This window comes from Prauserella oleivorans, from assembly GCF_042685745.1.
Classification (GTDB): Bacteria; Actinomycetota; Actinomycetes; order Mycobacteriales; family Pseudonocardiaceae; genus Prauserella_A; species Prauserella_A oleivorans.
In genome coordinates this window covers 3,112,814-3,135,718 of record NZ_JBHUNT010000001.1, presented here as the reverse complement: position 1 = coordinate 3,135,718, position 22,905 = coordinate 3,112,814, and the positions used below count along the sequence as shown (strand labels likewise).

Here is a 22,905-nt window from a genome sequence, read left to right as displayed (position 1 = left end):
ACGTCCGTGGGCACACTGACAATCGCGGCACTCAGCACGGCCACCGCTACTACCCTCCCTATTGCCATCAAGGCGCGTTGAAAGCAGCCGTGTATCCACGCCCGTTGGTCGAGTGGTCATGCAGGCCTCACGCTGGGCACAACGGGCCTGATCACGAAAAGCGCTGTTGACTACGATCAACAATAGTTGGTATTGTGTTCGGTTCTCTCGCTCGGTACACCGTTCGTCTTTCAGCCGTGGGTGCGCGACCGCCAAGAGGAGAGAATGCGTGGGCGTCGAGACACTCCACCTGCATGACACGCAGGTTGGCACTGTGACTGTCGAGCGGGTAACGGGTGAAGTGGACTCGCACAATATCGACGAGCTTGACCACCGGCTCGGCATCGATTGTTCACATGCCGGTGGGCCGGTCGTCGTTGATCTCACCCACGTGACTTTCTTCGGCGCGGCCGGGCTGAACTTGCTGGTGCGCCTCCACGAGCAGTGTGAGAGTCGTGGCTGTTCCCTGCACGTCGTCGCGCCCAGCCGTGCGGTCTGCAGACCCATCGAAGCGGCTGAGCTCGATATGCGGTTGAACATCGTGAGGACTATCGATGAGGCGCTTGCCACCGAAGGTCAGGGCTGGTGAGTGTGCCGACGGTGCCGCGACTGAAGGATAGGGGACCTGGTCAGCCAGGAGCCCGTCGAGCGGCCACGAGGTAGGCGGTCCCCATCCACCCGCGAGCTCCGCGGCTGACCGTCTTTTCGGGCCGGTCTCGCCACTGCCGGGTCCACCGCCGCAGAACCTTGTCAAGCGGGGGCAGCAGTGGCGTGAGGTCGTAATTGACCACCTCCTGAGTCCACAGCCCCGCGTCGTGCATCAGCCGACGCAACCGAGCCTGTGGAATCGCACGGATTCCGGACCGCCGCGCTCCGTGCCGACGGCCCATCGGAACACCCAGTAGCCGCTCCACTCGGCCGAGCAAGCGGACCATCGGCCAGTAGACCACCCATTCGAAAAGCCGGTACGGGCTCAGCGGGTTGAGCATCGTCACGATGACGAGACCGCCAGGGCGAACGACGCGGGCCAGCTCGCGCAGCGCGCAAGACGCGTCCGTGTACTCCAGTACTCCCATGGCGAGGGCGACGTCGAATCTCCCATCGGGAAACGGCAGGTCCTCGATGCGCGCCACGGCGAGCTCGGCATCGCCCGCGTCCTTGATGGTGGCAGCAGCAGCGTCCACCATGGCCTGCGACTGGTCACACGCGGTGATGCGGAAGTCGCCGGGGCGGGTACCCAACACCTGGCGAACGAACATGCCCGGGCCACAGCCCGCGTCGAGGAGGTCGCCGCCCGGGCAGGCGCGGAGCACCTCCTGTACGGCGTGGAGCCGGGACTGGAAGTAGCGGGCAGAAGGTCCCCATCCGTCGTATGCGGCCGCATAACCTGCGGCGTCGGCGGCATCGCAGTACTGGGCGGCAACGGCCTGCGCACGGGGCGAGAGCGCCGCTCGGTCGGAGCGTCTGACACCAGAGCGTGGCACATCTACCTCCGTCAGGACCTACTATAGTGAATAGCACTATGTGTGATAGTAGGTAGTCGGGCCACGCCGTGTCGGCGTTACAAGCACATTGGCCTGGTTGCACACGCGCTGCGACAACCGTCGCGATGAGGTCGTGAGTGAAGAGCCGGGTTCTAACCCTGCTAAACACTCACGACCGGTGACCAGCGAAGACGTCGACCGCCCGCTGTTCCCAGTGGCTGTCGCGCTAAGCGCCGCCAGTGCGATGACGAGAGCCCAGACGATGACTGCCTGGCGGAAGTCCATTCGGTCTGCCACGGTTTCCACCCCGGCTATGTTGGCGACGTATCCGTACGTGCGCAGACCTACTCGGACAACAGGCTGTTCAACATCTTCACCGTAGGGGTATTTTCCTGGCAGCCGATTTCCTACTAAGGACTATCGTAGATGTGTTCGCGGTCGCTGTACGACCCCGGTGCGAATGCGGATGTGCCCGCCGGCGGTCGGCCGGCGGGCACATCTGCCGGGAACTCACCGCGCTGCCACAGGCTCCTTCACGGCGACGGCACCGTTGCTGTCGCGCTCGGGAGACGTGGCGTCTGTCGTCGTGCTGCGGAACCTCCGGAGGCGGAGGCTGTTGCTGACGACGAACACCGAGCTGAACGCCATGGCCGCGCCGGCGATCATCGGGTTGAGCAGGCCGGCGGCGGCCAGGGGCAGGGCGGCCACGTTGTAGGCGAAGGCCCAGAACAGGTTGCCCTTGATGGTGCCCAGGGTGCGGCGGGCCAGCCTGATGGCGTCCGCGGCCACCCGGAGATCGCCACGCACCAGTGTGAGGTCGCTGGCCTCGATGGCGACGTCGGTACCGGTGCCCATCGCAAGGCCGAGGTCGGCCTGCGCGAGCGCGGCGGCGTCGTTGATGCCGTCGCCGACCATGGCCACGACCTTGCCCTCGCCCTGCAGGCGCTTGACGACGTCCACTTTGTCCTTGGGCAGCACCTCGGCGATCACCTGCTCGATGCCCACCTCGGCGGCGACCGCCTTGGCGACGGCCTCGTTGTCCCCGGTCAGCAACACCGGCGTGAGCCCGAGCCCGCGCAGCTGCCCGATGGCCTCCGCCGAGGTGGATTTCACCGTGTCGGCCACCACCAGTACGGCGCGGGCCCGCCCGTCCCACCCGACGGCCACGGCGGTCTTGCCTTGCCTCTCCGCGGCGGCCTTGGCCTCCGCGAGCGCAGGCGGCAGGTGCTGGCTCCATTCCTCGAGCAGGGCCGTGCGCCCGACGAGCACGGCCCGGCCGTCGACGACGCCCTGCACGCCGAGGCCCTCGATGTTGGTGAAGTCGTCGACGGCAGGCAGCGAGCCCACGCGCTCCTCGGCACCGCGGGCGATCGCCTGCGCGATCGGGTGCTCGGAGGCGTTCTCCAGGGCACCGGCCAGCCGCAGCGCCTCCTCCTGACCGACGCCGTCGGCGACGTGCACGTCGACCAGCGCCATCTTGCCGGTCGTGACGGTGCCGGTCTTGTCCAGCACGATCGTGTCGATGCGGCGGGTAGACTCCAGCACCTCAGGCCCCTTGATCAGGATGCCCAGCTGCGCTCCCCTGCCGGTGCCCACCAGCAGCGCCGTGGGTGTGGCCAAGCCCAGCGCGCACGGGCAGGCGATGATCAGCACCGCCACGGCCGCCGTGAAGGCCGCGGACACCGCGCCACCCGCGCCCAGCCAGAACGCCAGCGTGCCCACGGCCAGCGCGATCACGATCGGCACAAACACCGCCGAGATCCGGTCGGCCAGCCGCTGCACGGCCGCCTTGCCCGTCTGCGCCTGCTCGACCAGTTTCGCCATTTGCGCCAGCTGCGTGTCCGACCCGATCCGGGTAGCGCGCACGACCAGGCGGCCGCCCGAGTTCACGGTGGCCCCGACGACGCTGTCGCCGGGGGCGACCTCGACCGGCACGGACTCGCCGGTGAGCATGCTCGCGTCGACCGCCGAGCTGCCCTCCTCGATGACCCCGTCGGTGGCGATCTTCTCCCCCGGCCGGACGACGAACCGGTCACCGACCGCCAGTTGGCCGGTGGGGATGCGCTCCTCGCTGCCGCCCCGCAGCACCGCGACGTCCTTGGCGCCCAGCTCCAGCAGCGCTCGAAGCGCCGCGCCCGCGCGCCGCTTCGAGCGGGCCTCGAAATACCGCCCGGCCAGGATGAACGTGGTCACCGCGGCGGCCACTTCGAGGTAGATGTTGGCGTCGCCGCTCATGCGCTGGATGGTCAGCTCGAACGGATGAGTCATACCCGGCTCGCCCGCGCTGCCGAACAGCAGCGCGTACAGCGACCACAAGAACGCCGCGAGCGTGCCCATCGAGATGAGGGTGTCCATCGTCGCCGCACCGTGACGCAGATTGGCCCACGCCGCCCTGTGGAACGGCCAGCCCGCCCACACGACGACCGGCGCGGCGAGGGTGAGCGAGATCCACTGCCAGTAGGTGAACTGCAGCGCCGGGACCATCGCCAGCAGGACCACCGGCACCGACAGCACGAGCGACCCGATCAGCCGCTGCCGCAGAGGACGCGTGGAGTCCTCCTCGCCGGAGTCCGCCTCCGCCTCTGCTGTGGCCGTCGCCGGCCGTGGCAGGACGGCGGAGTAGCCCGCGGCCTCCACCTGGTTGACAAGCTGCTCCGGCTCTACCCCGTCGCCGTAGGTGACCTTGGCCTTCTCGGTGGCGTAGTTGACCGTGGCCGTGACCCCGTCGAGCTTGTTCAGCTTCCGCTCGATCCGCATCGCGCAGGAGGCGCACGTCATGCCGCTGATCGCCAGCTCGATCTCCCGCCCGGCCGCGGGCCGCGATTCCCTCACGTCGGACGTCATCGTGCTGCTCCTTCGGCCGCGGCGGTGAACTCGGCGGTGCGGACCTTGCCCTCGTGCTGGAAATCCAGGAACAGCCGGTAGGTACCGGCCGAAGGGACCTCGACGAAGAACGTGACCTCAGGTCCTGGCCGCGTCCTGCCGTCACCCGGTGCTCCATCGGGGTGCACGTGCAGGTAGGCCAGATCTCCCTGGCGCAGCGCGACCACATGCCCGTAGGCACCGAGGTAGGGCTGCAGGTCGGTGACCGCGCGGCCGTCCTTGCCGACCGTGAGGGTCAGCTCTGAGGTCTGGCCGGGCACCAGGTCGCCGTCGAGGCGCACCTGGTAGCCGTCCACGGTTGACACCCGCGACGGCTCGTAGGTGGCCGGCAGGAATTCGCCCGGTACGGCCAGGTCGACGCCGAGGGTCGTCGGCTCGCCGCCGCCCGGGTCGAAGTCTGCGAACGCCCGGTAACTGCCCGGCCGTTCGAGGACGAGCGGGACCCTCCACCTGCCGCCGGCACCCATCTCGGGGTGCACGTGCTGGTAACCGGCGCCGTCGCGGCGGACGACGATCAAGTGCATGCGCTTGGACCGCTCGACGTCGAACCGGGTCACCGGCTCGCCGTCAGCTCCGAGGATGCGGAAGGAGAATTCTTCGGTCTCCCCGGGGGTCAGCGTCGTGCTGGTGGGCGTGAGGGTATAGCCGCCCCTGGACGACGCCAGCCCGCCGGGCTGGTCGGGTTGCGCGCTCTCCGCGACGGTGCCGCTGTTGCTGTCCCCGTGCCCGGCGTCCTCCGTGCCGTGCGTACCAGCTTCGCTGGTGAGGGGACCGACAGCGGTGCCGATCGCCCACGCGCCACCGGCGACGAGGGCGAGGGCGACACCGTAGGCGGAGAGCTTCCCTGCAGTGTTCATGACAATCCTGTCTGCCCTGTCTGCTGCGCTGCCCGCGTCAGGCGGTCAGCTGGTATCCGGCCTCTTCGACGGCGGCGCGCACGTCGTCCATGCCCAGCTCCTTGTCGCTGGTCACGACGACCTCGCCCGTGGGCAGGTCGACGGCCACGTCGGTCACCCCGTCAATGGCGCCGACCTCCTCGCTCACCGAACGCACGCAGTGCTCGCACGTCATGCCGGTCACGGTGTAGGTCTGCTGAGCCATCTGTCTTCCCTTCCTGCGTCAAGAACGGACGAGCCGGGCGATGGCGTCGCTGGCCTCGCGCACCTTCGCGTCCGCTGCCTCGCCGCCCTCGGCGATCGCCTCGGCCACACAGTGCTTGAGGTGTTCGTCCATCAGCCCCAGGGACACCGCCTGCAGCGCCTTGGTCGCCGCTGCGATCTGCGTCAGGATGTCGATGCAGTACTCATCGCTCTCGACCATCCGCTGCAAGCCCCGGATCTGCCCCTCGATACGGCGCAGCCGCTTGAGGTAGCCATCCTTGTCACCGGTGTATCCCCGCATTGTTATCTCCTTACCTGCGTCGATGAGCCCACTTTACCCCTTACCCGTATTCAAAGGTGGAGCGTCTGGACCCGCCGACATCGCCATGTATACCGTAGGGGGGTAAGGCAGTCAATGAGAGGATTAGCGATGCGAGTCACCATCGACTTCGACAAGTGCGAGGGACACGGCCTGTGCGCGTTGACCGCTCCGGAGATCTTCTGGATCGACGACAACGGTTACACACAGTTCGTCGCCGAGCCTGACGACGCCGAGCGGGACAACGTGGTCCGCGCCGCCCAGGAGTGCCCCGTGCGAGCCATCCAGGCCCTCGAGGATGGCCAGGCATGATTCGCGCGAGCGAGCGGACTGTGATCGTCGGCGGTGGTTTCGCGGGCTTGCGGACCGCGGAGGCACTTCGCAGCCGTGGGTTCAGCGGCGACCTGCTCGGCGTCAGCGCGGAAGCCCGCTATACCTATGCCCGCCCGCCGCTGTCCAAGGAGGCACTCCGCAACCCGGACGGCGTGGGCGCCCCGTTGCCCACCACGGCAGACGTGCGCTGGCAACTCGGTGTCACGGCGACCGGCTTGGATGTGACGGGCGGGTACGTGGAGCTCGACGACGATCGGCGGGTCGCGTTCGACGCCGTCGTCCTCGCCACGGGTGTCCGGGCGCGGCACCTGCCGGGCCCGATCCGTGGCATGGCGCTGCGCACAGCCGAGGACGCGGAGTGGCTGCGATCCGTGCTGCACGGAACGCCAGGGCGTGTGGTGATCGTCGGAGCAGGTTTTGTCGGATCGGAGGTCGCCGTCGCCGCCCGGTCGCGACAGTGGCACGTGACGGTCGTCGACGTCAGTCCGAGCCCGCTGGCTACGGCGCTCGGGCCGCACGTCGCGCGGTGGCTGTGGGAGCAGCATCGCGCGCACGGCATCGAGCTCCGTCTCGGTGACCCGGTGGTCGCCATCGAGAAGGCAGAGGCACGCCTGCACGTTCTCCTCGGCACCGGCGACAAGCTGATCGCGGACGCCGTGGTGACCGGGCTGGGCGCGAGGCCCAACACCGAATGGCTCGACGGCTCCGGGTTGGACATCACCGACGGCGTCCTGACCGACGCGGCACAGCGCGCGGTGACCACGGGCGGCACGGCCTTGCCGAACGTGGTGGCTGTCGGCGACCTCGCGCGGACACCGACCCGGTGGGCGGACGGCGAAGCGGTGCGCTGGGAGCACTGGGCGGGGGCGACGACGGACGCGCACCGCGCGGCCGCGGCCTTGATGGGCCAGAACCTTCCGGCCGACGTTCCGCCGGTGTTCTGGACCGATGTGTACGAGCACCGGGTGCAGGTCATCGGGTTGCCAAAGGGTGTCGAGTCCGAACCGGAGGCCGGTCCACGCGGTTTCTGTGTGGGCTATCGCGCCGGCGGCGTGCTCACCGGCGCGGTGGCCGTGAACTGGCCCCAGCGACTGCCCATGCTGCGCCGAGAACTCTGTCAGAGGGCTGCGGCATGACAGAACTGTGGAGAGCGCGCCGAGACGCCCGGGTCGGCCGTTGGCTGGTATCTGCCGAGGCTGCGGTGCGATCGTGTTGCCGGACCCTGCTGCCCTTGCTGCAAGCCAGCGGCGAACGCCGCGGCCGCCTGGCGTCCGTCCCAGCCACGGTAGCCGTGTCCGGCAACTCGCGGTGCAACAAACCCGACTGATCCCACCGGACCCCCAATACCCTCCTGGTGTATGGCAGCTGAAGGGCGCTACGTCGAACAGTGCTAACATCTACGAATAGAGATAGTAGAAGTGACCGGGCCCACCATTGGAGGAAGACATGGAGTCGATGTTGATGGCGCTTGCAGTGCGCTGCCCTACTCCAGATTGACGGGTCACAACCTCGTGCCCGCACTCGTGCCGCCGATGCTGGCCTCCAGGCTGGGCGGCGCCGTCAGTGGGAACGAGGGCGAGCCGGCGGGGAGATCGCGCTACGGGACCGCGTGCTCCAGGTCCTCGGCGCCCCTTGGGTGATCACGCTCGTGTTCTCCTAATCCCTCTGACACTCCCTGCGGAGCCATGACGAAATCCCTTCCCGTGGCCCAACCCTTCGAGAGCACCGACGAACAAGGGCCGCGCCACGGCCGGTCGCTGCCACCGTTGCTCGGGCCCGGCCGCCTGTTGGCCGAACTGCTGATCGCTGGCGTCTTCGCCGTCGTGCTGAGCCTTGTCCTCCAGCTCGGCGTGAACCGGATGCCGACGCTGCTGCCGGGCACCAACGTTCCGGTGGCGATGATGGCGCTCGTCACCGCGGTGATCGCCGTCGTGACGTTCGGCCTGCTGGGACTCGGCATCGCCAGCAGGTGGCCGCTGTGGGTGACGCTGGCGGGGTCCTGGGCGCTGCTGTCAGGGCTCGCCACGCTCGTGCTGGCGATCCCGCTGCACACAACGCGGTTCTTCCTGGGCGGCGTGTCCCTCGACAACACCTTCCGCCTCCAGTACATGGAGCGGATGGCCTCGACGGCCGCCCTGTCCGACATCAACTACCACGGCATCGCCGCCTACTACCCTGGCGGCTGGTTCTGGCTCGGCGGGCGCTTCGCGAACCTCGTGGGCTTGCAGGGCTGGGAGACCTACAAGCCGTACTCGATCATGTGGGCGGCGCTTTCCGCGACGATCGCGTTCGTGCTGTGGAGCCTCGTGGTGCGCCGCAGGCTCGCGCTGCTCGCGGCCATGGTCACGCTGCTCGTCGGGGTGGTCTCGTCCGGCGTCGAGGAGCCTTACGCGTGGCCGACGACGGCCTGGCTGCCGCCGATCGCGATCCTCGCGTGGACCGTGCTGTGCCGCAGGAGCCGGGGCCCGGTGTGGCCGCTCGTGCTGATCGGGCTGTACCTCGGCGTGTGTGCCGTCACCTACACGCTGCACCTGGGCTTCAGCGCGCTGCTCGTGGTGCTGTTCGCCGCCATGGCGGGGGTGCTGGCGGTCAGGGAGGGGGAGCGCGCGGGCACCGTCGTGCGCAGGCTGCTGCTACGGCTCGTGCTCGTCGGCGCGATCTCGGCGGTGCTGGCGGCGATCGTGTGGGCGCCATTCATCCTGAACGGCGGCCTCGGCAAGGACAACGCCGTCCCGCGGTTCCTGCCCTCGGGCAGCGCCTACTTCCCGATGCCGTTCGTTCCGGACAACGCACTGGGCGTGCTGTGCCTGATCGGCCTGGTCTGGGCCGTGCTGCGGGTGCGCAGGGACCGCATCGCGTTCGTGCTGCTGACCTGCACCGCGCTGGTGTACGTGTGGTTCGGGCTGTCCACGCTCGCGCTGGCCATGAACACGACCCTGCTGTCGTTCCGGTTCCTCGCGACGATCAAGCTCGTGCTCGCCGTCGCCGGTATCTTCGGTTCCCTCGAACTGCTGCGCTACCTGCGGGCGCGGCGGGCGCACTGGCAGCGTCCCGTGCTCGCGCTGTCCGTGGTGTTCGCGGTGCTCGGTTCGGTGACGCTCGTGCAGGACGGCATCCGGTCGTCTCTCGCGAAGGTCATCCAGCGCGCGGAGACCGACTACTATCCGACCGGGTTCACCCCGTCCGGCGACCGCGACCCTGCGCAGGAAGGCGCCTGGACGGGCAGGCTGATCACCGCGATCGACGACCTCGGCGGCGGTAAGCCCACCGACGAGATCGTGCTCTCCGACAACATCGAGCTGATGTCGTTCCGGCCGTACTGGGGCTTCCAGATGACCCCGCACTACGCCAACCCGCTCGCGCGCTACGACGACCGCTCAGCGGAGATCGAGACGTGGGGCCACGCCACCAGCCCGGCGAGCCTGCTGGAACAGATGCACGACGGGCCGTTCGAGGCGCCCACGATGCTCGTGCTGCGCCGCGCCGACGACGGCACGCTCACCTACACCATCCGCTACGACACCTTCCCGAAGAAGATCCCGGTGGCCGGGAGGCCGGTCAAGTTCGATCCCAAACTGTTCGACTCGCCGCGGTTCGAGCGCCGCGACGTCGGCCCGTTCGCCGTGATCGCGGTGAACTGAGGCGTGCGGAGGCTCGTCAGCGTTGCGCCGGGATGGAACCCGGTGTGCGGCTGACGATGATCGCCTGCACTTGGTGCCTCAGCCCGGATCTGCTGGCGAGGTGTCTCATAGTGTGTCTGGCCGTCGAGCCACCGTGCGGGCGGTGGTAGCTGTAGTCCTGCCATTCCTTGAGCCGGGCGTTGAAGATGTTGATGTCGTCGATGCCGATGCCCGTCAAACAGCCGGCACAACGCCTCGGCGTCTATGCGGTGGGATCGCAACGGGCGTGACTCCGGCAGGTTGTGTGGCCACATCACCACGATCGACTGCTGCCGGCGCTGCCAACGCGCGCGCCGGCAGGCAGCCATGTTAGCGTTACCCATACCTCGTAGTGGCATACTACACGAGTGGCAGGGCCGCCACGCCACGCATACGATCTTCGATCACGGGTAGTAGACAGCGGGGTTCCTCGATCAGCCGAGCACAGGAGGTGCAAGTCGCGGTGAACGTCGGCAATGCCTTTCTCCTGGGCGTGCTGGTAGTCGCCGTCATCGCAGGCCTCTACGGTGTCGCCTTCCTCGTCCGGCTGGGAAGAACGCTGGGCGACGCGCGGCCGTTCCTGTCCGGGCACGGGCCGGCCGAGCATGCCGTGTCGCGGTATCACGTCCGCTGGTACACGCTGACGATGATCTTCCTGGCGTTCGACATGGAGATGGTGTTCATGTACCCGTGGACGCTCGTCGTGGCCGAGGAAGGCATGACCGCGGTGGTGGAGATGTTCCTTTTTCTGGGAATTCTCTTCGCCGGTGTGACGTATGCCTGGCGGGAAGGGGCGCTGCGGTGGACCTGAGCACATGGCTGCTGCGCCATACCCCGCCCCGGGCTCTCGTCGTCACCGTGCCCGGCGGCACCGAGGCACGGCTCGCCGTCGAACGCCATGTGAGGGAACGCGGATGGGCCACGGCGCTCAGTCCGGCCGAGGCGAACATGCTCGTCGTCGCGGGTGCCTCCGGGCACGCGCTCGAACCCTTTGTCGAACGGATATGGGGTCTCATCCCGGCACCGCGAACGCGGGTGGATGTGCCCGCGGCGGAGGACGCGCGACGGGAGCTCGATGTCGCGGTCCGTGCCCTCCACGACGCCGGCCACCAGCGCAAGCAGGCGGCCGGGACGCTGCCCGCCGCTGACGGGCAGGAACCGGAGCACGGCGGCCATGCCGGACAGCACTCGCACGACACGATGTCCTCCGGTCACGAGCACCACGGCCAGCACGGACATGACATGGGCGGCATACGGCTGCCGGGTGACGTGCCGATGGCCGACCGCGCCAAGGATCGGGACGGGCTCAAACTCGACCAGCTGACCGTGCCGCTCGGCCCGGTGCTGCCGCTCTGGCCGCCCGGGCTGGTCGTGCGGGCGAGTCTGCAAGGCGATGTCATTCAGCGGGCAGCGGTCGAGCTGGTTGGCGTCGGCGACGCGCGGCGGGACTCGTTCTGGCCGCGCTCCGGGCATCGTGGTCCGACGGCCCGGAGGTTCGACGCGAGCGCAGGTCTGCTCGCCGTCGCGGGCTGGGCGGATGCCGCCGCTGTCGCGCGACGCCTGCGGGACCACGTACTGGCTGGGACACCGCGAGCCGAGATCGCCAGGCCCCTGCGGAAGTGGGCCGGGCAGGTGCGCCGGTCCCGGACGCTGCGGTGGCTGCTCACCGGGGTCGGGCAGGTACCGGACGAGCCGTCCACGCCGAGGGCACTCTCGGGAGATGCGCTGACCCGTCTCTACCGTTGGGTCGGCTCGGTGGCCGACCCCAGGGCGTCGGCCGCATCCCCGGATGCGGCCGACGGCACGCCGTGGGCCGTCGATCTCCTCCCCCGAGTGCTAGCGGGCTGCGAGCTGGCCACGGCGCGGCTGATCGTCGCGAGCCTGGATCTCGACACCGCCGTGCTCACCGGGCGCGAGGCTCATCATGGTTGAGACGACCGCCTGGGGAGCGCTGCTTTTGCCGGTGATTCTGGGGTTGTTCGCCGTGGGCGCAGCGGCGTTCGACGCCACCCTCGCCGCCCGGGCCGCCGGGGTGGCCGCACCGCGGTCGGCGGCTCTCGCTCCGCTGCGCTCCGCGGCCAGGCTGCTGGTGCAGCAGCGTCGGCGCACGCTAGCCGCCGACACGCTGCTGTGGCGCGCCGCCGCCGTCGTGCTGCTGGTGGCCGCGGTACTCGCCTCGCTGGTCACTCCCCTGGGGCAGTGGGCCGTCGGAGATCTGTCGGTCGGGGTCGTGTGGTTCAACGCGATGGAGATCGTCGCGTGGGCAGCAGTGTGGCTAGCCGGGTGGGGCGCCAACTCAGCGTTCGGCCTGGTAGGCGGGTACCGGTTCGTCGCACAAGGCCTGGCGTACGAGCTACCGCACATGTTCGTACTGACCACGGCGGCGCTCGGTGCCGGTTCGCTACGGGTCGCCGATATCGTCGCTGCCCAGCAAGACCTGTGGTTCGTCGTGTGGATGCCGGTGGCGTTCGTGGTCTACCTGCTCTCGGTGCTGGCGATGGCGTTCGCCGGCCCGTTCAACCACGCCGTGAGCGGTGACGTCGCCGGGGGTGTCTTGGCCGAGTTGTCCGGCGTGGACAGGCTCGTGTTTGTCGCGGGTCGATGGGTCCTCTTGGTCTCCGGGGCAGCGATGGCCGTGCCGCTGTTCCTCGGCGGCGGCTCGGGGCCACTGCTGCCGGACTGGCTGTGGACGCTGGTGAAGACCGCCCTCGTGCTGGCGGCGCTGGTGTGGGCGGGCCGCCGGGTGCCGACGATCCGGATGGAGCGGTTCGAAGAGATCTCCTGGATGGTGCTGATCCCGGCGACGCTGTTGCAAGCGCTGTTCGTATCCATTGTGGTCATCTGAGGGAGGTGCCCGATGTGGCGTGAGATCGTGTTCTGGTTGTGTGCGGCCGGATCGGTGACCACCGGCATCGCGGTTTTCCGCGTGGACTCGATGGCCAGGGCGACGTTCGCGCTGCTGGCGTCCTTCCTCTTCGCGGGCGGCACAGTGCTGCTGGCGGACCTGACGTATCTCGGGGTGCTGGTCATCCTCATGATGATCATGGAGATGGTCATCATGGTGGTCTTCATGTTGATGTACATGATGAACCCTGCCGGTCTGATGCCGATGACCATGGTGCACAACCAGAAGGGTTCGCTGGCGATCGCGATCGGCACGTTCGCGGTGCTCGCGGCCGGGATCTACCTGATCGACTGGCCCACGTCGTCCGCGCAGCGCCCTCAGGATCCGACAACGCAACTGGGTGAGGCGCTGATGGGGCCGAAGATGCTGATGATGATCGTGCTCGGACTCGCCTTGTTCGCCACGATCGTCGCCACCGTCGTCCTGGCCACGCACCGGGGCCGCTACGACCGCTACGGCGACCGGCTGGACCGCGACCGCCCCGACGACCCCGTGCGGGGAGGTATCGGCGGATGAGCCTGCAGGACTATCTGCTGCTCGCGGCGGCACTGTTCAGCGTCGGCCTCTACGGGGCGCTCTCCCAGCAGTCCATCGTGATGATCATGATGGGCCTGGAGCTGATCATCAACGCGGTGATCGTGGGCGGCGCGGCGTTCTGGTACTTCACCTCGCCCGATCGCCCTGACGCGCAGGTGGTCGTCGTGCTGGCCATCACCGCGATGGCTATCGAGATGGCGGCCGGGTTCGCCGTCACGACGGCGGTATTCCGGGCCAGAGACGTGGACATGACCGACATGGCCGCGGATCTGAAGGACTGACCCATGATGCTGTGGTCGCTGGCCGGGGTGCCGCTGGTGGCGGGCAGCCTGTTGCTGGTGTGCGGCAGGCGCGCGGATCCCTCCGCCGCGCCGGTCGCCGTCGCCGCCACGGTGCTGACCCTGGTGCTGTCGGTCGTCGTGGCGGTCCAGCGGCCGGCGGTGTCGGCGTCCTATGTGGAGGGTATCTCGTTCGGCCTGCGGGTCGATGGCCTGTCCGCGGTCATGGTCGTCACCGTCTCTGTCGTGCTCCTCGCGGTGCTGGTGTTCGCCGCGGGGGAGCTCGGCCGCGACGAGGCGAGGGCGCGGTTCTTCGGGTTCATGTTGCTCTTCGCCGGCGCGATGCTGGTGACGGTCACCGCCACGACCCTGGTCGCGCTGCTGATGGCGTGGGAGGCGATGGGAGCGGCTTCGTACGCGCTCATCGGGTTCTGGTGGCGCGAGTCCCGGCGGGCCGGTTCGGGCACGGTGGCGTTCCTGACCACCCGCGCCGCCGACCTCGGCCTCTACCTGGCGGCGGGAGCGGCACTGGCCGGTGGCGTGGATGGTCTCGCCCTCGACGAGCTGGCCGGACTGCCGGACGGGTGGCGCGACGTGGTGGCCGCGGGTGTCGTGCTGGCGGCGCTCGGCAAGTCGGCCCAGCTGCCGTTCAGCTTCTGGCTGTCCCGGGCCATGGACGGCCCCAGCCCCGTGTCGGCCCTGCTGCACTCGGCGACCATGGTCGCCGCGGGCGCCTACCTGTTGCTGCGCCTGGAGCCGCTGCTCGGCGCAACCCCGTGGGCCGGGGTGCTGGTGGCATGGGCCGGGGCCATGACCGCGCTGGCGCTTGGCGCCGTGGCCGTGGTGCAGAGCGATCTCAAGCAACTGCTGGCCGCCTCCACCTGCGCCCAGGTCGGGTTCATGGTGCTGGCCGCGGGCGCGGGCGGGGTCGCAGCGGGCAGCGGGCTGCTCGTGGCGCACGCGCTGACGAAGAGCCTGCTGTTCCTCGCCGCAGGGGCGTGGCTGACCGCGCTGGGCACGAAACAGCTGTCCGCGCTCCGCGGTGTCGCCAGGCGGTACCCGGTCGTCGGCGTGACCTTCACCGCCGGTGCGGTGACGCTGGCCGGGTTTCCGCCGTTGTCGATCTGGGCGGCCAAGGACCACGTGCTCGCCGCGGCGCTCCACGAAGCCACCCCGCTGTACCTGGCAGGCCTGGCCGCGGCCGCGCTCAGCGCCGCCTACGCCGGCCGTGCCGTGGCGATCGTCTGGTCAGCTCCGGACCCCGGCGCGGCACGGGACGGCGAGCGGCCCGGCACCGGCCGGGTCACCGCGTGGCAGAGCGGCGCGCTGCCACCGCTCGCCGCCGGAGCGGCCGCCCTCGGCGTGCTCGCCGTCCCCGCCGTCTGGGACGCCTTCGCCGGGATCGTCTCCACGACCGAAGGCGCGGCCGCGGCGTGGTGGGAGCTGCTGGTGTCCGCGGTGGTCGCCCTGGCCACCGCGGGGGCGGCCGCCGCGGTCGTTCGCCGTCGCGGCGACGTCCCGGCGCGGGGGCCGTGGACGGGATGGCTCGGCCTTGAGTCGGCCGCACGCAGCCTCGTCGCGGCACCGGCCGGAACCGCAGCCGTCGCGCTGGCCCGGTTCGACGACCGGGTCGTCGACGGCGGCGTGCGCGCCACGGTCGCCGCCGGTTCCTCGCTGGCGCGGGTCATCGACGCCCGCGTCGAGTGGTCCCTGGACGGCATGGTCAGGGCGGTGGCCGGCGGCTTCCGTCGCCTGGGACAGCTGGCGCGGCGCCCCCAGACCGGTCAGCTGCACCACTACTACGCGCAGGCCGTCGTGGCCCTCGCCGCGCTCGTCGTCCTGCTGGTCGTGCTCGGATGAACACCGGATCGAACGTGAGGTAGGCGTGCTCAGCATCATCGTGTTCCTGCCCGTGGCCGTCGCCGCCGGGTTGCTGGCCTTCCCACGGCTCGGCGACAGCGCGGTCCGTCGGACCTGGATCACCGCCAGTGCCGTGGAGCTGGCTCTCGTGCTCGGCCTGTGGCTCGCCTACGACCCCGCGACCCCGGGCTACGCCTATGAGGTGAACCGCCGGTGGATCCCCAGTGTCAGCTCGGGCTACCACCTCGGCGTCGACGGACTGAGCCTGCCGCTGGTGGCGGTCACCGCCGTGCTGTTCCTGGCCTGCGCGATCTACTCCCTGCGCCAGACCCAGCGCATCCGCTCGTTCGCCGCGCTGTTCCTCTTCCTGGAAACGGTGTGCCTGGGCCTGTTCGTCTCCCTGGACCTCATCCTGTTCTTCGTCTTCTTCGATCTGTCCATCGTGGGCATGTACTTCGTCATCGCGGGCTGGGGACACCAGGGCGCGGCCAGGGCGGCGCTGAAGTTCTTCCTCTACACCTTCGTCGGCTCGCTCGCGCTGCTGCTCGGGTTCATCGGGCTCTACCTCTCCGCCGAGCCCCACACCTTCGACATCACACAGCTCGCCGAACAGAACCCCTTGGCGGGAAAGGGCGCCGCCGGAACGCTGGTGCTGCTCGCACTCGTCGTGGGCCTGGCGATCAAAACGCCGACGGTGCCGTTCCACACCTGGCTCCCACCGGCCCACACCGAGGCCCCGGCAGCGGGCTCGGCGATCCTCGCGGGTGTCCTGCTGAAGCTGGGCACCTACGGGTTCGTGCGCATCGCGATGCCCCTGCTGCCCGAAACCTGGCGCCGCTACGCCTGGGTGATCGTGGTCGTGGGCGTGCTCAGCGTGCTGTACGGCGCGCTGGTCGCACTGGCGCAACGCGACTTCAAGCGGATGATCGCCTACACCTCCGTCAACCACATGGGATACATCATCCTCGCCGTCGGCGCGGCCGGGCTCATCGCCACCTCGAACACGCAGGCCCACGACCTCGCCGTCGCCGGGGCCATCACACAGATGGTGAGCCACGGCCTGATCACCGGTGCGCTGTTCCTGCTCGCCGGCGTGCTCTACGAACGGGGCCACACCTACGACATGGGCTCCTACGGCGGGCTCGCCGCCAACGCGCCCCGGTTCGCGGGAATGACCGCGATCGCCGCCTTCGCTTCCCTCGGGCTACCCGGGTTCTCCGGCTTCATCGCCGAGTTCCAGATCTTCACGGGTTCCCTCGGCGCGGCGCCCGTCGCCACGGCACTGGCCTTCCTCGGCATCCTGCTCAGCGCGGCCCTGTTCCTCCGCGCATACCAGCGCATCTTCCTCGGCCCGCCGCGCACCGCGGGCGGCACCGCCGACCTCACCGCCCCCGAGGCCGTCTCGATCGCGCCGTTGATGGCGCTCGCCGTCGTGGTCGGCCTGTTCCCGCGATTCCTGCTCGACGTCATCGAACCCGCGGCCCGCACGCTCGGCGACCTGGTGAGCCGCTGACATGGAAGGAACGATGACCGAGGAGCTCGGCCGGCTCCTCCCCGAGATCTTCCTCGCCGGAGCCGCGGTGTCCGGCCTGCTGCTCGGCTCCTACCTGCCGCGCCGGCGCCAGTGGCCCGTCCACGCCCTCGCCGCGCTCGCCTGCCTCGCCGGGCTCGTGTCCACTGTGCTCGGTTGGGCGGGGCCGAGCACGGCGGTGTTCGAAGGCAGCTACTCCATCGACATCGCCACCCACGCGACCAGGGTCGTCGTGCTGGTCTCCGTTCTGCTCGTGCTCGGTCTGACCGCGGACGTCCGTGGCCATCGCCGGGAAACCGAGTTCGTCGTCCTGCTGCTGCTCAGCGCGCTCGGCACCGTGCTGCTCGCCGGAACGAACGACCTGCTCCTGCTCGGCGCCGCCTATCTACTGGCCAGCGTTCCCCTCTACGCGCTGACCGCGTTCGCCAAGGACTCCCCCGGCACCGAGGCCAGCCTGAAGTTCTACCTGCTCGGCGCACTGCTCGGCGTCACCATGCTGTTCGGCATCATGCTGCTGTCCGGGGTCGGCGGCGGAGCCGGCTACGCCGCGCTCGCCGGGGGAATACCGGACGCCCCGACGGCCGCCGTGGCCGTCGGCGTCATCGCCGTGCTCGCCGGCCTGCTGTTCAAGGCAGGCGCGGTGCCGGCCCAGTTCTGGGTCCCGGACGTCACGCAGGGCGCCCGGCCACCGGTCGGCGCGATCGTCACCACCATCCCGAAGATCGGCGCGGCCGTGGCGCTCTACCGGCTCGTCGCCGCTCCGCTCGGCTCGGCCACGCTCGACTGGCCGCTACTGATCGCCGTCCTCGCCGCGGCCACCATGACCCTGGGCAACCTCGCCGCGTTCTTCCAGACCGACGTACGCCGGCTGCTGGCCTACTCCACCATCAGCCAGATCGGCTACCTGCTCATGGCAGTCGCCGCCGCCGGGCGCAGCACACTCGCGCTCCCCAGCCTGCTGCTCTACCTCGCCGCCTATGCCGTGACCAACCTCGGCGCGTTCGCGGTGGTGTGCGCGCTGCCCCGGGCCCGCACCCTCACCGACTACAGCGGCCTGCGCCGCGACCGGCCCTGGCTGGCGCTGGGCCTCGTCGTCTGCCTTCTCGGCCTCGTCGGAACCCCGCCGACCGGCGTGTTCGCGGGCAAACTCACGGTGTTCACCGCCGCCTTCGACGCCGGCCTCGGCTGGCTGGTCGTCCTCGCCGCCGTCAACACCGTCGCCAGCGTGTTCTACTACCTCCGCTGGATCGCCCCCGCCATGCGCTCCGGCCCCGGCACCACCGAACGCCCCAGCTCATGGGCGGCGACGACCACCTACATCGCCGCAGCGGCCTCCGTCGCAGTCGGCGTCCTCGCCGGCCCGATCCTCGCGGCGTTCCAGGGCAACGTCCTTCTCAGCTAGACATGCCGCCAGCGTACGGCAGCGCTCTCGGTGTTGATACCCTACCCCCGTAGTGTTAGATTCAGAATTCTCCATCGTCGAAGGGAAGTCAATGAGCACGAGCGTCTACACCGTCAAGGGCATGACCTGCTCGGGATGCATGAACAAGGTGACCACCGCGGTGACTGGCGTGGCCGGTGTCAACGACGTCGATGTCGACATCGCGACCGGCGAGGTCACGGTGATCAGCGACGCACCGATCGACAGCGAGCTCGTCCGGGCGGCGATCGCGGACGCCGGCTACGAAGTCGCCCAGTAAGCCATGAGCACCGAACCGAGCTCCGACCCCATCGTGGTCAAGACGGTGGACAACGGCCCCTATCAGATCAAGGGCCCGATCCGTCTCGTTGACCACGAGAACAACAGCTATGAGCTGGGCCCAGGGCGGACGACGCTGCTGTGCCGCTGCGGGATGTCGGCGAAGAAGCCCTTCTGCGACGGGTCACACGCCCGAAACGGGTTCAACGCCACCGAGCGATCCACCTAGCAAGGAGCGGTGGCGCCGGGCAACTCCGGCGCCACCGTTTCGATACGCGCTGCTTTGCGTAGCCCCACCAGCGCCGGGAACTACTAACCGATACAGTTCTACTGGCCCGTGAGGCAGAGGCACGAGAGAGTGACAGCGCGGTGACGCAGCGCAGCAGGATGCGCATTGGCGCAGTGGCCGTGATCGCCGCTGTCGCGCTCGCCGGGTGCGGTCAAACCGGCGAGCAGGCGGCGGATAACGAGGCCGACGCGGCACCCAGTCTCGGGCACGTGCACGGCCTCGGCGTCGACCCCGCCGACGGCACCCTCTACGCCGCGAGCCACTACGGCGTGTTCCGGCTTCCCGACCAGGGCAAACCTGAGCTGATCGCCGACCGGCAGCAGGACACGATGGGGTTCACCATCGTCGGCCCACGGCACTTCCTCGGCAGCGGCCACCCCGACCCGGACGAGGACCTCCCGCCACACCTCGGCCTGATCGAGAGCACCGATGCGGGCCAGACATGGGAGTCCCTGTCGCTTGCCGGGGAAGCCGACTTCCACGCCCTCGAAGCCAAGCACAACCAGGTGTACGGCTACGACAGCCAGACCCAGCAGCTCATGGTCACCGCCGACCGGCAGAACTGGGACCGGCGCGCACGCCTCGCGCTCGCCGACTTCACCGTCCACCCCGCGAACGCGGACACCGTGCTGGCAACCACCGAAGAGGGTCCCGCACGCAGCACCGACGGCGGCCGCACCTTCACCACCATGCCGAAAGCTCCCCTCCTGCTACTCCTCGACTGGCCGGCCGAGAACACCCTCATCGGCATCGATCCGGATGGCAGGGTGCACACCAGCAAGGACGGCGGCACCTCGTGGTCCACGGCGGGCCAGGTACCCGGCGCACCGCAAGCCCTCGCCACGAACGGCAGCTCGGACGTATACGTCGCCACCGAGACCGGCATCCACGCATCCCGCGACGGCGGACGCACGTTCACCCTGCGCCAGGCGCTCGGCTGAACGCTCGTACGCAGTCCGTGTCGAAGATCTTTTTAAGAAGCCAGTAACGCCTCGCCATATCCGGGCGCTTTACTCTCGACGCGCCCAACCGGACCCTGATCTATGACGTGGCCTCCGTCTGTCCTTGCCGACCGGACAAGCCCACGAACACCGCCGCACGAGCGCGCAGTCCGACGCTCGCCGGCCACAGACGAGGGAAGCCCGGAAATGACCGAGAAACACAACCGGGAAGTCGAGATTCAGGTCACGGCGCCGAACGGCGTCACCTGGACGCGCCGTCCCAGGGCCACGTCCACCGGAGCGGAGCTACTCCAGGCACTGGCCGATCTGCCCGGACTGTACAGCGACGTGTCGCGTCAATGGAACTGGCGGGAAGAGGGCCGCCGCGACCAAGAGCATGACCGGATATGGCAAATCATCCGCGAATGGGACAACGGCGCACCGGACCGCGAGTACACCGAGGAGGAAGCCGAGGCCCTCGGGCAAGCCGAACTCGACAAAGTTGACAAACGCCTGGCGGAGGATAGAAAGCGCCGGGCTGATCTTGTGGCCCAGTCGTACGACAAGGACCGCGAACACCTGCGCCTGAACCTGCTGCGAACGGAGGCCGGCACCGCGTTCTTCACTCACGTTCTCGCAGCACCAGCCAGCCCGGACCAGCGAGAGGACGCGGAGCGCCGCATCGCCGACCGCCAAGCAGCGGCAGATGACCTACGGCACCAACTCGGTGACCCAGAGCAGATCATCGACCGCCACGGCTACTTGCCCTCGGAACGGCGCGAGATGAACCTGCGGTCGCACATGGACTGCTGGCGGCACCCCGCCCTTTGTGAATGGGCAAAGAACGATCGGCGACGATTCAGCGCACTGCTAGCCATGCCCATACCAGCCCCAGCCTCCATGTGCTCGGAATGCGAGGCGCCCGCGAAGTGGCACGAGTACGACCTGTCATTACGGCTGTTCCATCCGCCCCCACCGCCCGGCTCCACGGCCGAGCACCTGGCGCGGCTGTTGCCCGGCTGGTGGGAGAGATGCCCGGCGTCCACGGCCTACAACATCGAGCACAAGTGGGGCGGGAAGCACGCGCTGCCCGACTTCGGCTACGAGCAGTGGCGCGCCATGCTCCCACCCATGCTCCGCACGATCTTCACCCCGGCCCGGCCGAAGCCGAAACGAAAACGGCAGCCCACAGCCAAGCCACTGGCGGTCATCCCACCCGGGCCTATCAGCGAGGTCATGGCCAAGCTGGCGGAAGCCCAAGCCAAGTACCCGACAGCGCAGGTACGCCGCGGCCGCAGTGACAACTGGGAACTGTGGCCGCCATGATCTACGAAAACTTCAGCGAGCCGCTCGTTGACCTCGGTCACGCAATCTGGCCACGCCGTCGGCAGCTGCCTTCTGCAAGACGTTGTGCACCCCCTGCGGCGACCTCATCTGCATCCGGAGCGCCCTGCTCAAGCGCCGGGACCGCTTCGAAACGAATCCTCATAAAGACCACCAGCCTGGCCACCCGGCCCCGGTGGCCACCCGACACACCGGGACGCAGATACTCCTGGAGTCAGCGGGCGGCGGCGCGGATCGCGGTGTGATCTGCCGCGCGGACGACCCGTGCCAAGGCGCGAGCCCTCGTGGAACCGATCCGCAAACGCTTCCGGACCGTTTCGGCCGAGACCGGTCGCCCATGCCGAACCCAGTGCTCGTCATTGAGTTGTCTGACCTTCTCCAGTTGCCTTGCGCGTTCAAACTGCTCATCGATCGCTGCGTCGTCGCCTCCCTGGCCACGCGCGTCCGACCTCTCCTCCTGTGGCCCATCTTCCGGCAGATCACTCAGCTGGCCCTCGCCACCACCGTCACCGATCAGGTCAGACCGTTCGGCTTCTGCCACGAGTTGGTGAACACGCGCGCACGCTTCCAACGGTGCCGTCCCGCTCTGCAGCATCCACACCAGATCCGGGGGCGCTTCCCGCTTCCACCGGCGCCCGTACCGGCGCCGGAGCAAAGTGATCGCGCGGCGAACAGCCCATTCGGCCTCGACTGCCTCCCGATAGCTGGATACCTGCCACAACACCATGCGGCGCCAGAGCAGCCACGTCCTCCACGGCGCCAGCACCCAGCGCAGCAGCGGAATCGGATCCCGGGCGGTCCCGTCCGCCCTGCCCATCCGCCGCAGAAGAACAGTCCGAGCCGCCTCTACCATGCCCAAAAGCATCACCGGCGCCGCCACATGCAGCCCCACCGCAACCGGATCAGGCCAGCCCGCCACAGCATTGGCGATAACCGTACCCACGGTAAGCACCCGGGCGAGCTGGCGCAGCCAGCCGATAGGCTGCCCTGTCCACGACAGCACCAGATCAAGCGCCACCACGCCAACGAGACCACCATCGATGCCCAGCGGCACCAGACCGGGCAAAGGCAGTCCCTTGCGAGCCGCAAGATCAGAAAGCGTCTCGTACGAGCCTGCGATCCCATAACCAGCCACCGCCAACCCCAGCCCCGCCGATAGAGCAGCCGCAACCAGTTGCATACCGCCAAGCGTCACAGGTTCCGAACGGCCGGGTTCAATACCTGCGGTCGTGTTCATCGGCCGTCACCACCTGGCCCGCCGACCGTGAAACGGCCCTCGATCACCAAGCGGCCTGTCAAAACTCCCTGGTCAGACCGCCATCCATCTGTGTAGCGCCCCGCCGCCGGGGACTCGAACATGCGGCCGTGATTCATCGTCCGCTCCCCTGCGTCCGGCGCTCCAAGTCGAGCGGAAGGCGGACACGAAAGACCAGGTCACCGACACCTTGGACGAAGCCGGAATCCGGTGTGAATGCAGTACGAGCCGCTCCGGGGGCACTCCCCTCTACCTTGCCGAATCGGCCCCTCGCCAGCGCAGACGTGGTGAGCGGCCGATCTTGTGCTGTCCGGCTGGGTTCCGGCTGTGCTCCGCTATGACCGGCCGTCGTCCGCCGGCTGTGGTCCATGCGCGGTCCCGTGGCGAGGCCCAGTGCCCGGCCGATCTGCCCGCGGGCAGCCCTCCGGTCCTGCGATCACCGTGGCGCG

Annotated in this window: 23 protein-coding genes and 1 pseudogene; 17 read left to right on the top strand and 7 right to left on the bottom strand. The window is 69.0% G+C overall.

Annotated features, from left to right (window positions below; translation table 11 throughout):
- The first annotated feature begins 268 nt into the window (after nt 1-268).
- Nucleotides 269-628, top strand: coding sequence for an STAS domain-containing protein (locus ACFSZT_RS15260; protein WP_377391664.1), 360 nt, complete (start codon nt 269-271; stop codon nt 626-628).
- 40 nt (nt 629-668) lie between these two features.
- Here the strand turns inward: ACFSZT_RS15260 and ACFSZT_RS15255 are convergent, their stop codons facing one another.
- From ACFSZT_RS15255 to ACFSZT_RS15235, 5 genes are all read right to left on the bottom strand, one after another.
- Entirely contained in the window at nt 669-1,523 is an 855-nt protein-coding gene (locus ACFSZT_RS15255; protein WP_377391666.1) for a class I SAM-dependent methyltransferase, read from the bottom strand.
- 510 nt (nt 1,524-2,033) lie between these two features.
- A complete protein-coding gene (locus ACFSZT_RS15250; protein ID WP_377391669.1) occupies nt 2,034-4,367 on the bottom strand; it encodes a heavy metal translocating P-type ATPase in 2,334 nt (777 codons plus the stop codon).
- Nucleotides 4,364-5,263, bottom strand: coding sequence for a hypothetical protein (locus ACFSZT_RS15245; protein ID WP_377391672.1), 900 nt, complete (start codon nt 5,261-5,263; stop codon nt 4,364-4,366). Before ACFSZT_RS15245 ends, ACFSZT_RS15250 begins: the two co-directional genes overlap by 4 nt.
- A 37-nt stretch (nt 5,264-5,300) precedes the next feature.
- Complete coding sequence (locus ACFSZT_RS15240; protein ID WP_377391675.1) at nt 5,301-5,507, bottom strand: heavy-metal-associated domain-containing protein; 207 nt, start codon at nt 5,505-5,507, stop codon at nt 5,301-5,303.
- A gap of 18 nt (nt 5,508-5,525) precedes the next feature.
- The gene (locus tag ACFSZT_RS15235; protein ID WP_377391678.1) at nt 5,526-5,807 is read right to left on the bottom strand and encodes a metal-sensitive transcriptional regulator; all 282 of its coding nucleotides are present in this window, start codon (nt 5,805-5,807) and stop codon (nt 5,526-5,528) included.
- Nucleotides 5,808-5,936: 129 nt separating this feature from the next.
- Here ACFSZT_RS15235 and ACFSZT_RS15230 point away from each other — a divergent pair, with 129 nt between their 5' ends.
- The 4 genes and pseudogenes from ACFSZT_RS15230 (at nt 5,937) to ACFSZT_RS15215 (ending at nt 9,799) form a co-directional block, all read left to right on the top strand.
- Nucleotides 5,937-6,137, top strand: coding sequence for a ferredoxin (locus tag ACFSZT_RS15230; protein ID WP_377391681.1), 201 nt, complete (start codon nt 5,937-5,939; stop codon nt 6,135-6,137).
- Nucleotides 6,134-7,294 carry an NAD(P)/FAD-dependent oxidoreductase gene (locus tag ACFSZT_RS15225; RefSeq protein WP_377391684.1) on the top strand — a complete coding sequence of 387 codons (1,161 nt, stop codon included), beginning with the start codon at nt 6,134-6,136 and terminating at the stop codon, nt 7,292-7,294. Before ACFSZT_RS15230 ends, ACFSZT_RS15225 begins: the two co-directional genes overlap by 4 nt.
- 336 nt (nt 7,295-7,630) lie before the next feature.
- Nucleotides 7,631-7,708: pseudogene (locus ACFSZT_RS15220) on the top strand (phosphatase PAP2 family protein); the annotation flags it as partial.
- Nucleotides 7,709-7,843: 135 nt separating this feature from the next.
- Complete coding sequence (locus ACFSZT_RS15215) at nt 7,844-9,799, top strand: arabinofuranosyltransferase (RefSeq protein ID WP_377391687.1); 1,956 nt, start codon at nt 7,844-7,846, stop codon at nt 9,797-9,799.
- A 16-nt stretch (nt 9,800-9,815) separates the two neighbouring features.
- Here ACFSZT_RS15215 and ACFSZT_RS15210 read toward each other — a convergent pair whose 3' ends face one another.
- Complete coding sequence (locus ACFSZT_RS15210; protein ID WP_377391690.1) at nt 9,816-10,016, bottom strand: hypothetical protein; 201 nt, start codon at nt 10,014-10,016, stop codon at nt 9,816-9,818.
- A gap of 264 nt (nt 10,017-10,280) precedes the next feature.
- Between ACFSZT_RS15210 and ACFSZT_RS15205 the strand changes: the two genes are divergently transcribed.
- From ACFSZT_RS15205 to ACFSZT_RS15150, 12 genes are all read left to right on the top strand, one after another.
- Complete coding sequence (locus ACFSZT_RS15205) at nt 10,281-10,628, top strand: NADH-quinone oxidoreductase subunit A (protein WP_377391693.1); 348 nt, start codon at nt 10,281-10,283, stop codon at nt 10,626-10,628.
- Nucleotides 10,619-11,749 carry a hypothetical protein gene (locus tag ACFSZT_RS15200; protein WP_377391696.1) on the top strand — a complete coding sequence of 377 codons (1,131 nt, stop codon included), beginning with the start codon at nt 10,619-10,621 and terminating at the stop codon, nt 11,747-11,749. Before ACFSZT_RS15205 ends, ACFSZT_RS15200 begins: the two co-directional genes overlap by 10 nt.
- Nucleotides 11,742-12,662, top strand: coding sequence for a complex I subunit 1 family protein (locus ACFSZT_RS15195; RefSeq protein WP_377391698.1), 921 nt, complete (start codon nt 11,742-11,744; stop codon nt 12,660-12,662). The genes ACFSZT_RS15200 and ACFSZT_RS15195 overlap by 8 nt, the downstream gene beginning before the upstream one ends.
- Nucleotides 12,663-12,674: 12 nt before the next feature.
- Nucleotides 12,675-13,238: an NADH-quinone oxidoreductase subunit J gene (locus tag ACFSZT_RS15190; protein WP_377391701.1), complete on the top strand. Its 564-nt coding sequence runs from the start codon at nt 12,675-12,677 to the stop codon at nt 13,236-13,238.
- Nucleotides 13,235-13,540 (top strand): NADH-quinone oxidoreductase subunit NuoK, encoded by a 306-nt coding sequence (gene nuoK / locus ACFSZT_RS15185; RefSeq protein WP_377391704.1) that lies wholly within the window; start codon nt 13,235-13,237, stop codon nt 13,538-13,540. Before ACFSZT_RS15190 ends, nuoK begins: the two co-directional genes overlap by 4 nt.
- 3 nt (nt 13,541-13,543) lie before the next feature.
- The gene (locus tag ACFSZT_RS15180) at nt 13,544-15,397 is read left to right on the top strand and encodes a proton-conducting transporter transmembrane domain-containing protein (protein WP_377391707.1); all 1,854 of its coding nucleotides are present in this window, start codon (nt 13,544-13,546) and stop codon (nt 15,395-15,397) included.
- Between the two features lie 25 nt (nt 15,398-15,422).
- A complete protein-coding gene (locus ACFSZT_RS15175; protein WP_377391710.1) occupies nt 15,423-16,910 on the top strand; it encodes a complex I subunit 4 family protein in 1,488 nt (495 codons plus the stop codon).
- A gap of 13 nt (nt 16,911-16,923) precedes the next feature.
- Nucleotides 16,924-18,330, top strand: a complete 1,407-nt coding sequence (locus ACFSZT_RS15170; protein ID WP_377391713.1) for an NADH-quinone oxidoreductase subunit N — start codon at nt 16,924-16,926, stop codon at nt 18,328-18,330.
- Between the two features lie 91 nt (nt 18,331-18,421).
- The gene (locus tag ACFSZT_RS15165; protein WP_377391716.1) at nt 18,422-18,628 is read left to right on the top strand and encodes a heavy-metal-associated domain-containing protein; all 207 of its coding nucleotides are present in this window, start codon (nt 18,422-18,424) and stop codon (nt 18,626-18,628) included.
- Nucleotides 18,629-18,631: 3 nt separating this feature from the next.
- Nucleotides 18,632-18,856 carry a CDGSH iron-sulfur domain-containing protein gene (locus tag ACFSZT_RS15160; RefSeq protein ID WP_377391718.1) on the top strand — a complete coding sequence of 75 codons (225 nt, stop codon included), beginning with the start codon at nt 18,632-18,634 and terminating at the stop codon, nt 18,854-18,856.
- Nucleotides 18,857-19,014: 158 nt separating this feature from the next.
- Nucleotides 19,015-19,857 (top strand): F510_1955 family glycosylhydrolase, encoded by an 843-nt coding sequence (locus ACFSZT_RS15155; RefSeq protein WP_377391721.1) that lies wholly within the window; start codon nt 19,015-19,017, stop codon nt 19,855-19,857.
- Nucleotides 19,858-20,064: 207 nt separating this feature from the next.
- A complete protein-coding gene (locus ACFSZT_RS15150) occupies nt 20,065-21,183 on the top strand; it encodes a hypothetical protein (protein WP_377391724.1) in 1,119 nt (372 codons plus the stop codon).
- 232 nt (nt 21,184-21,415) lie between these two features.
- Here the strand turns inward: ACFSZT_RS15150 and ACFSZT_RS15145 are convergent, their stop codons facing one another.
- Entirely contained in the window at nt 21,416-22,438 is a 1,023-nt protein-coding gene (locus ACFSZT_RS15145) for a DUF2637 domain-containing protein (protein ID WP_377391727.1), read from the bottom strand.
- Between the last annotated feature and the right edge of the window lie 467 nt (nt 22,439-22,905).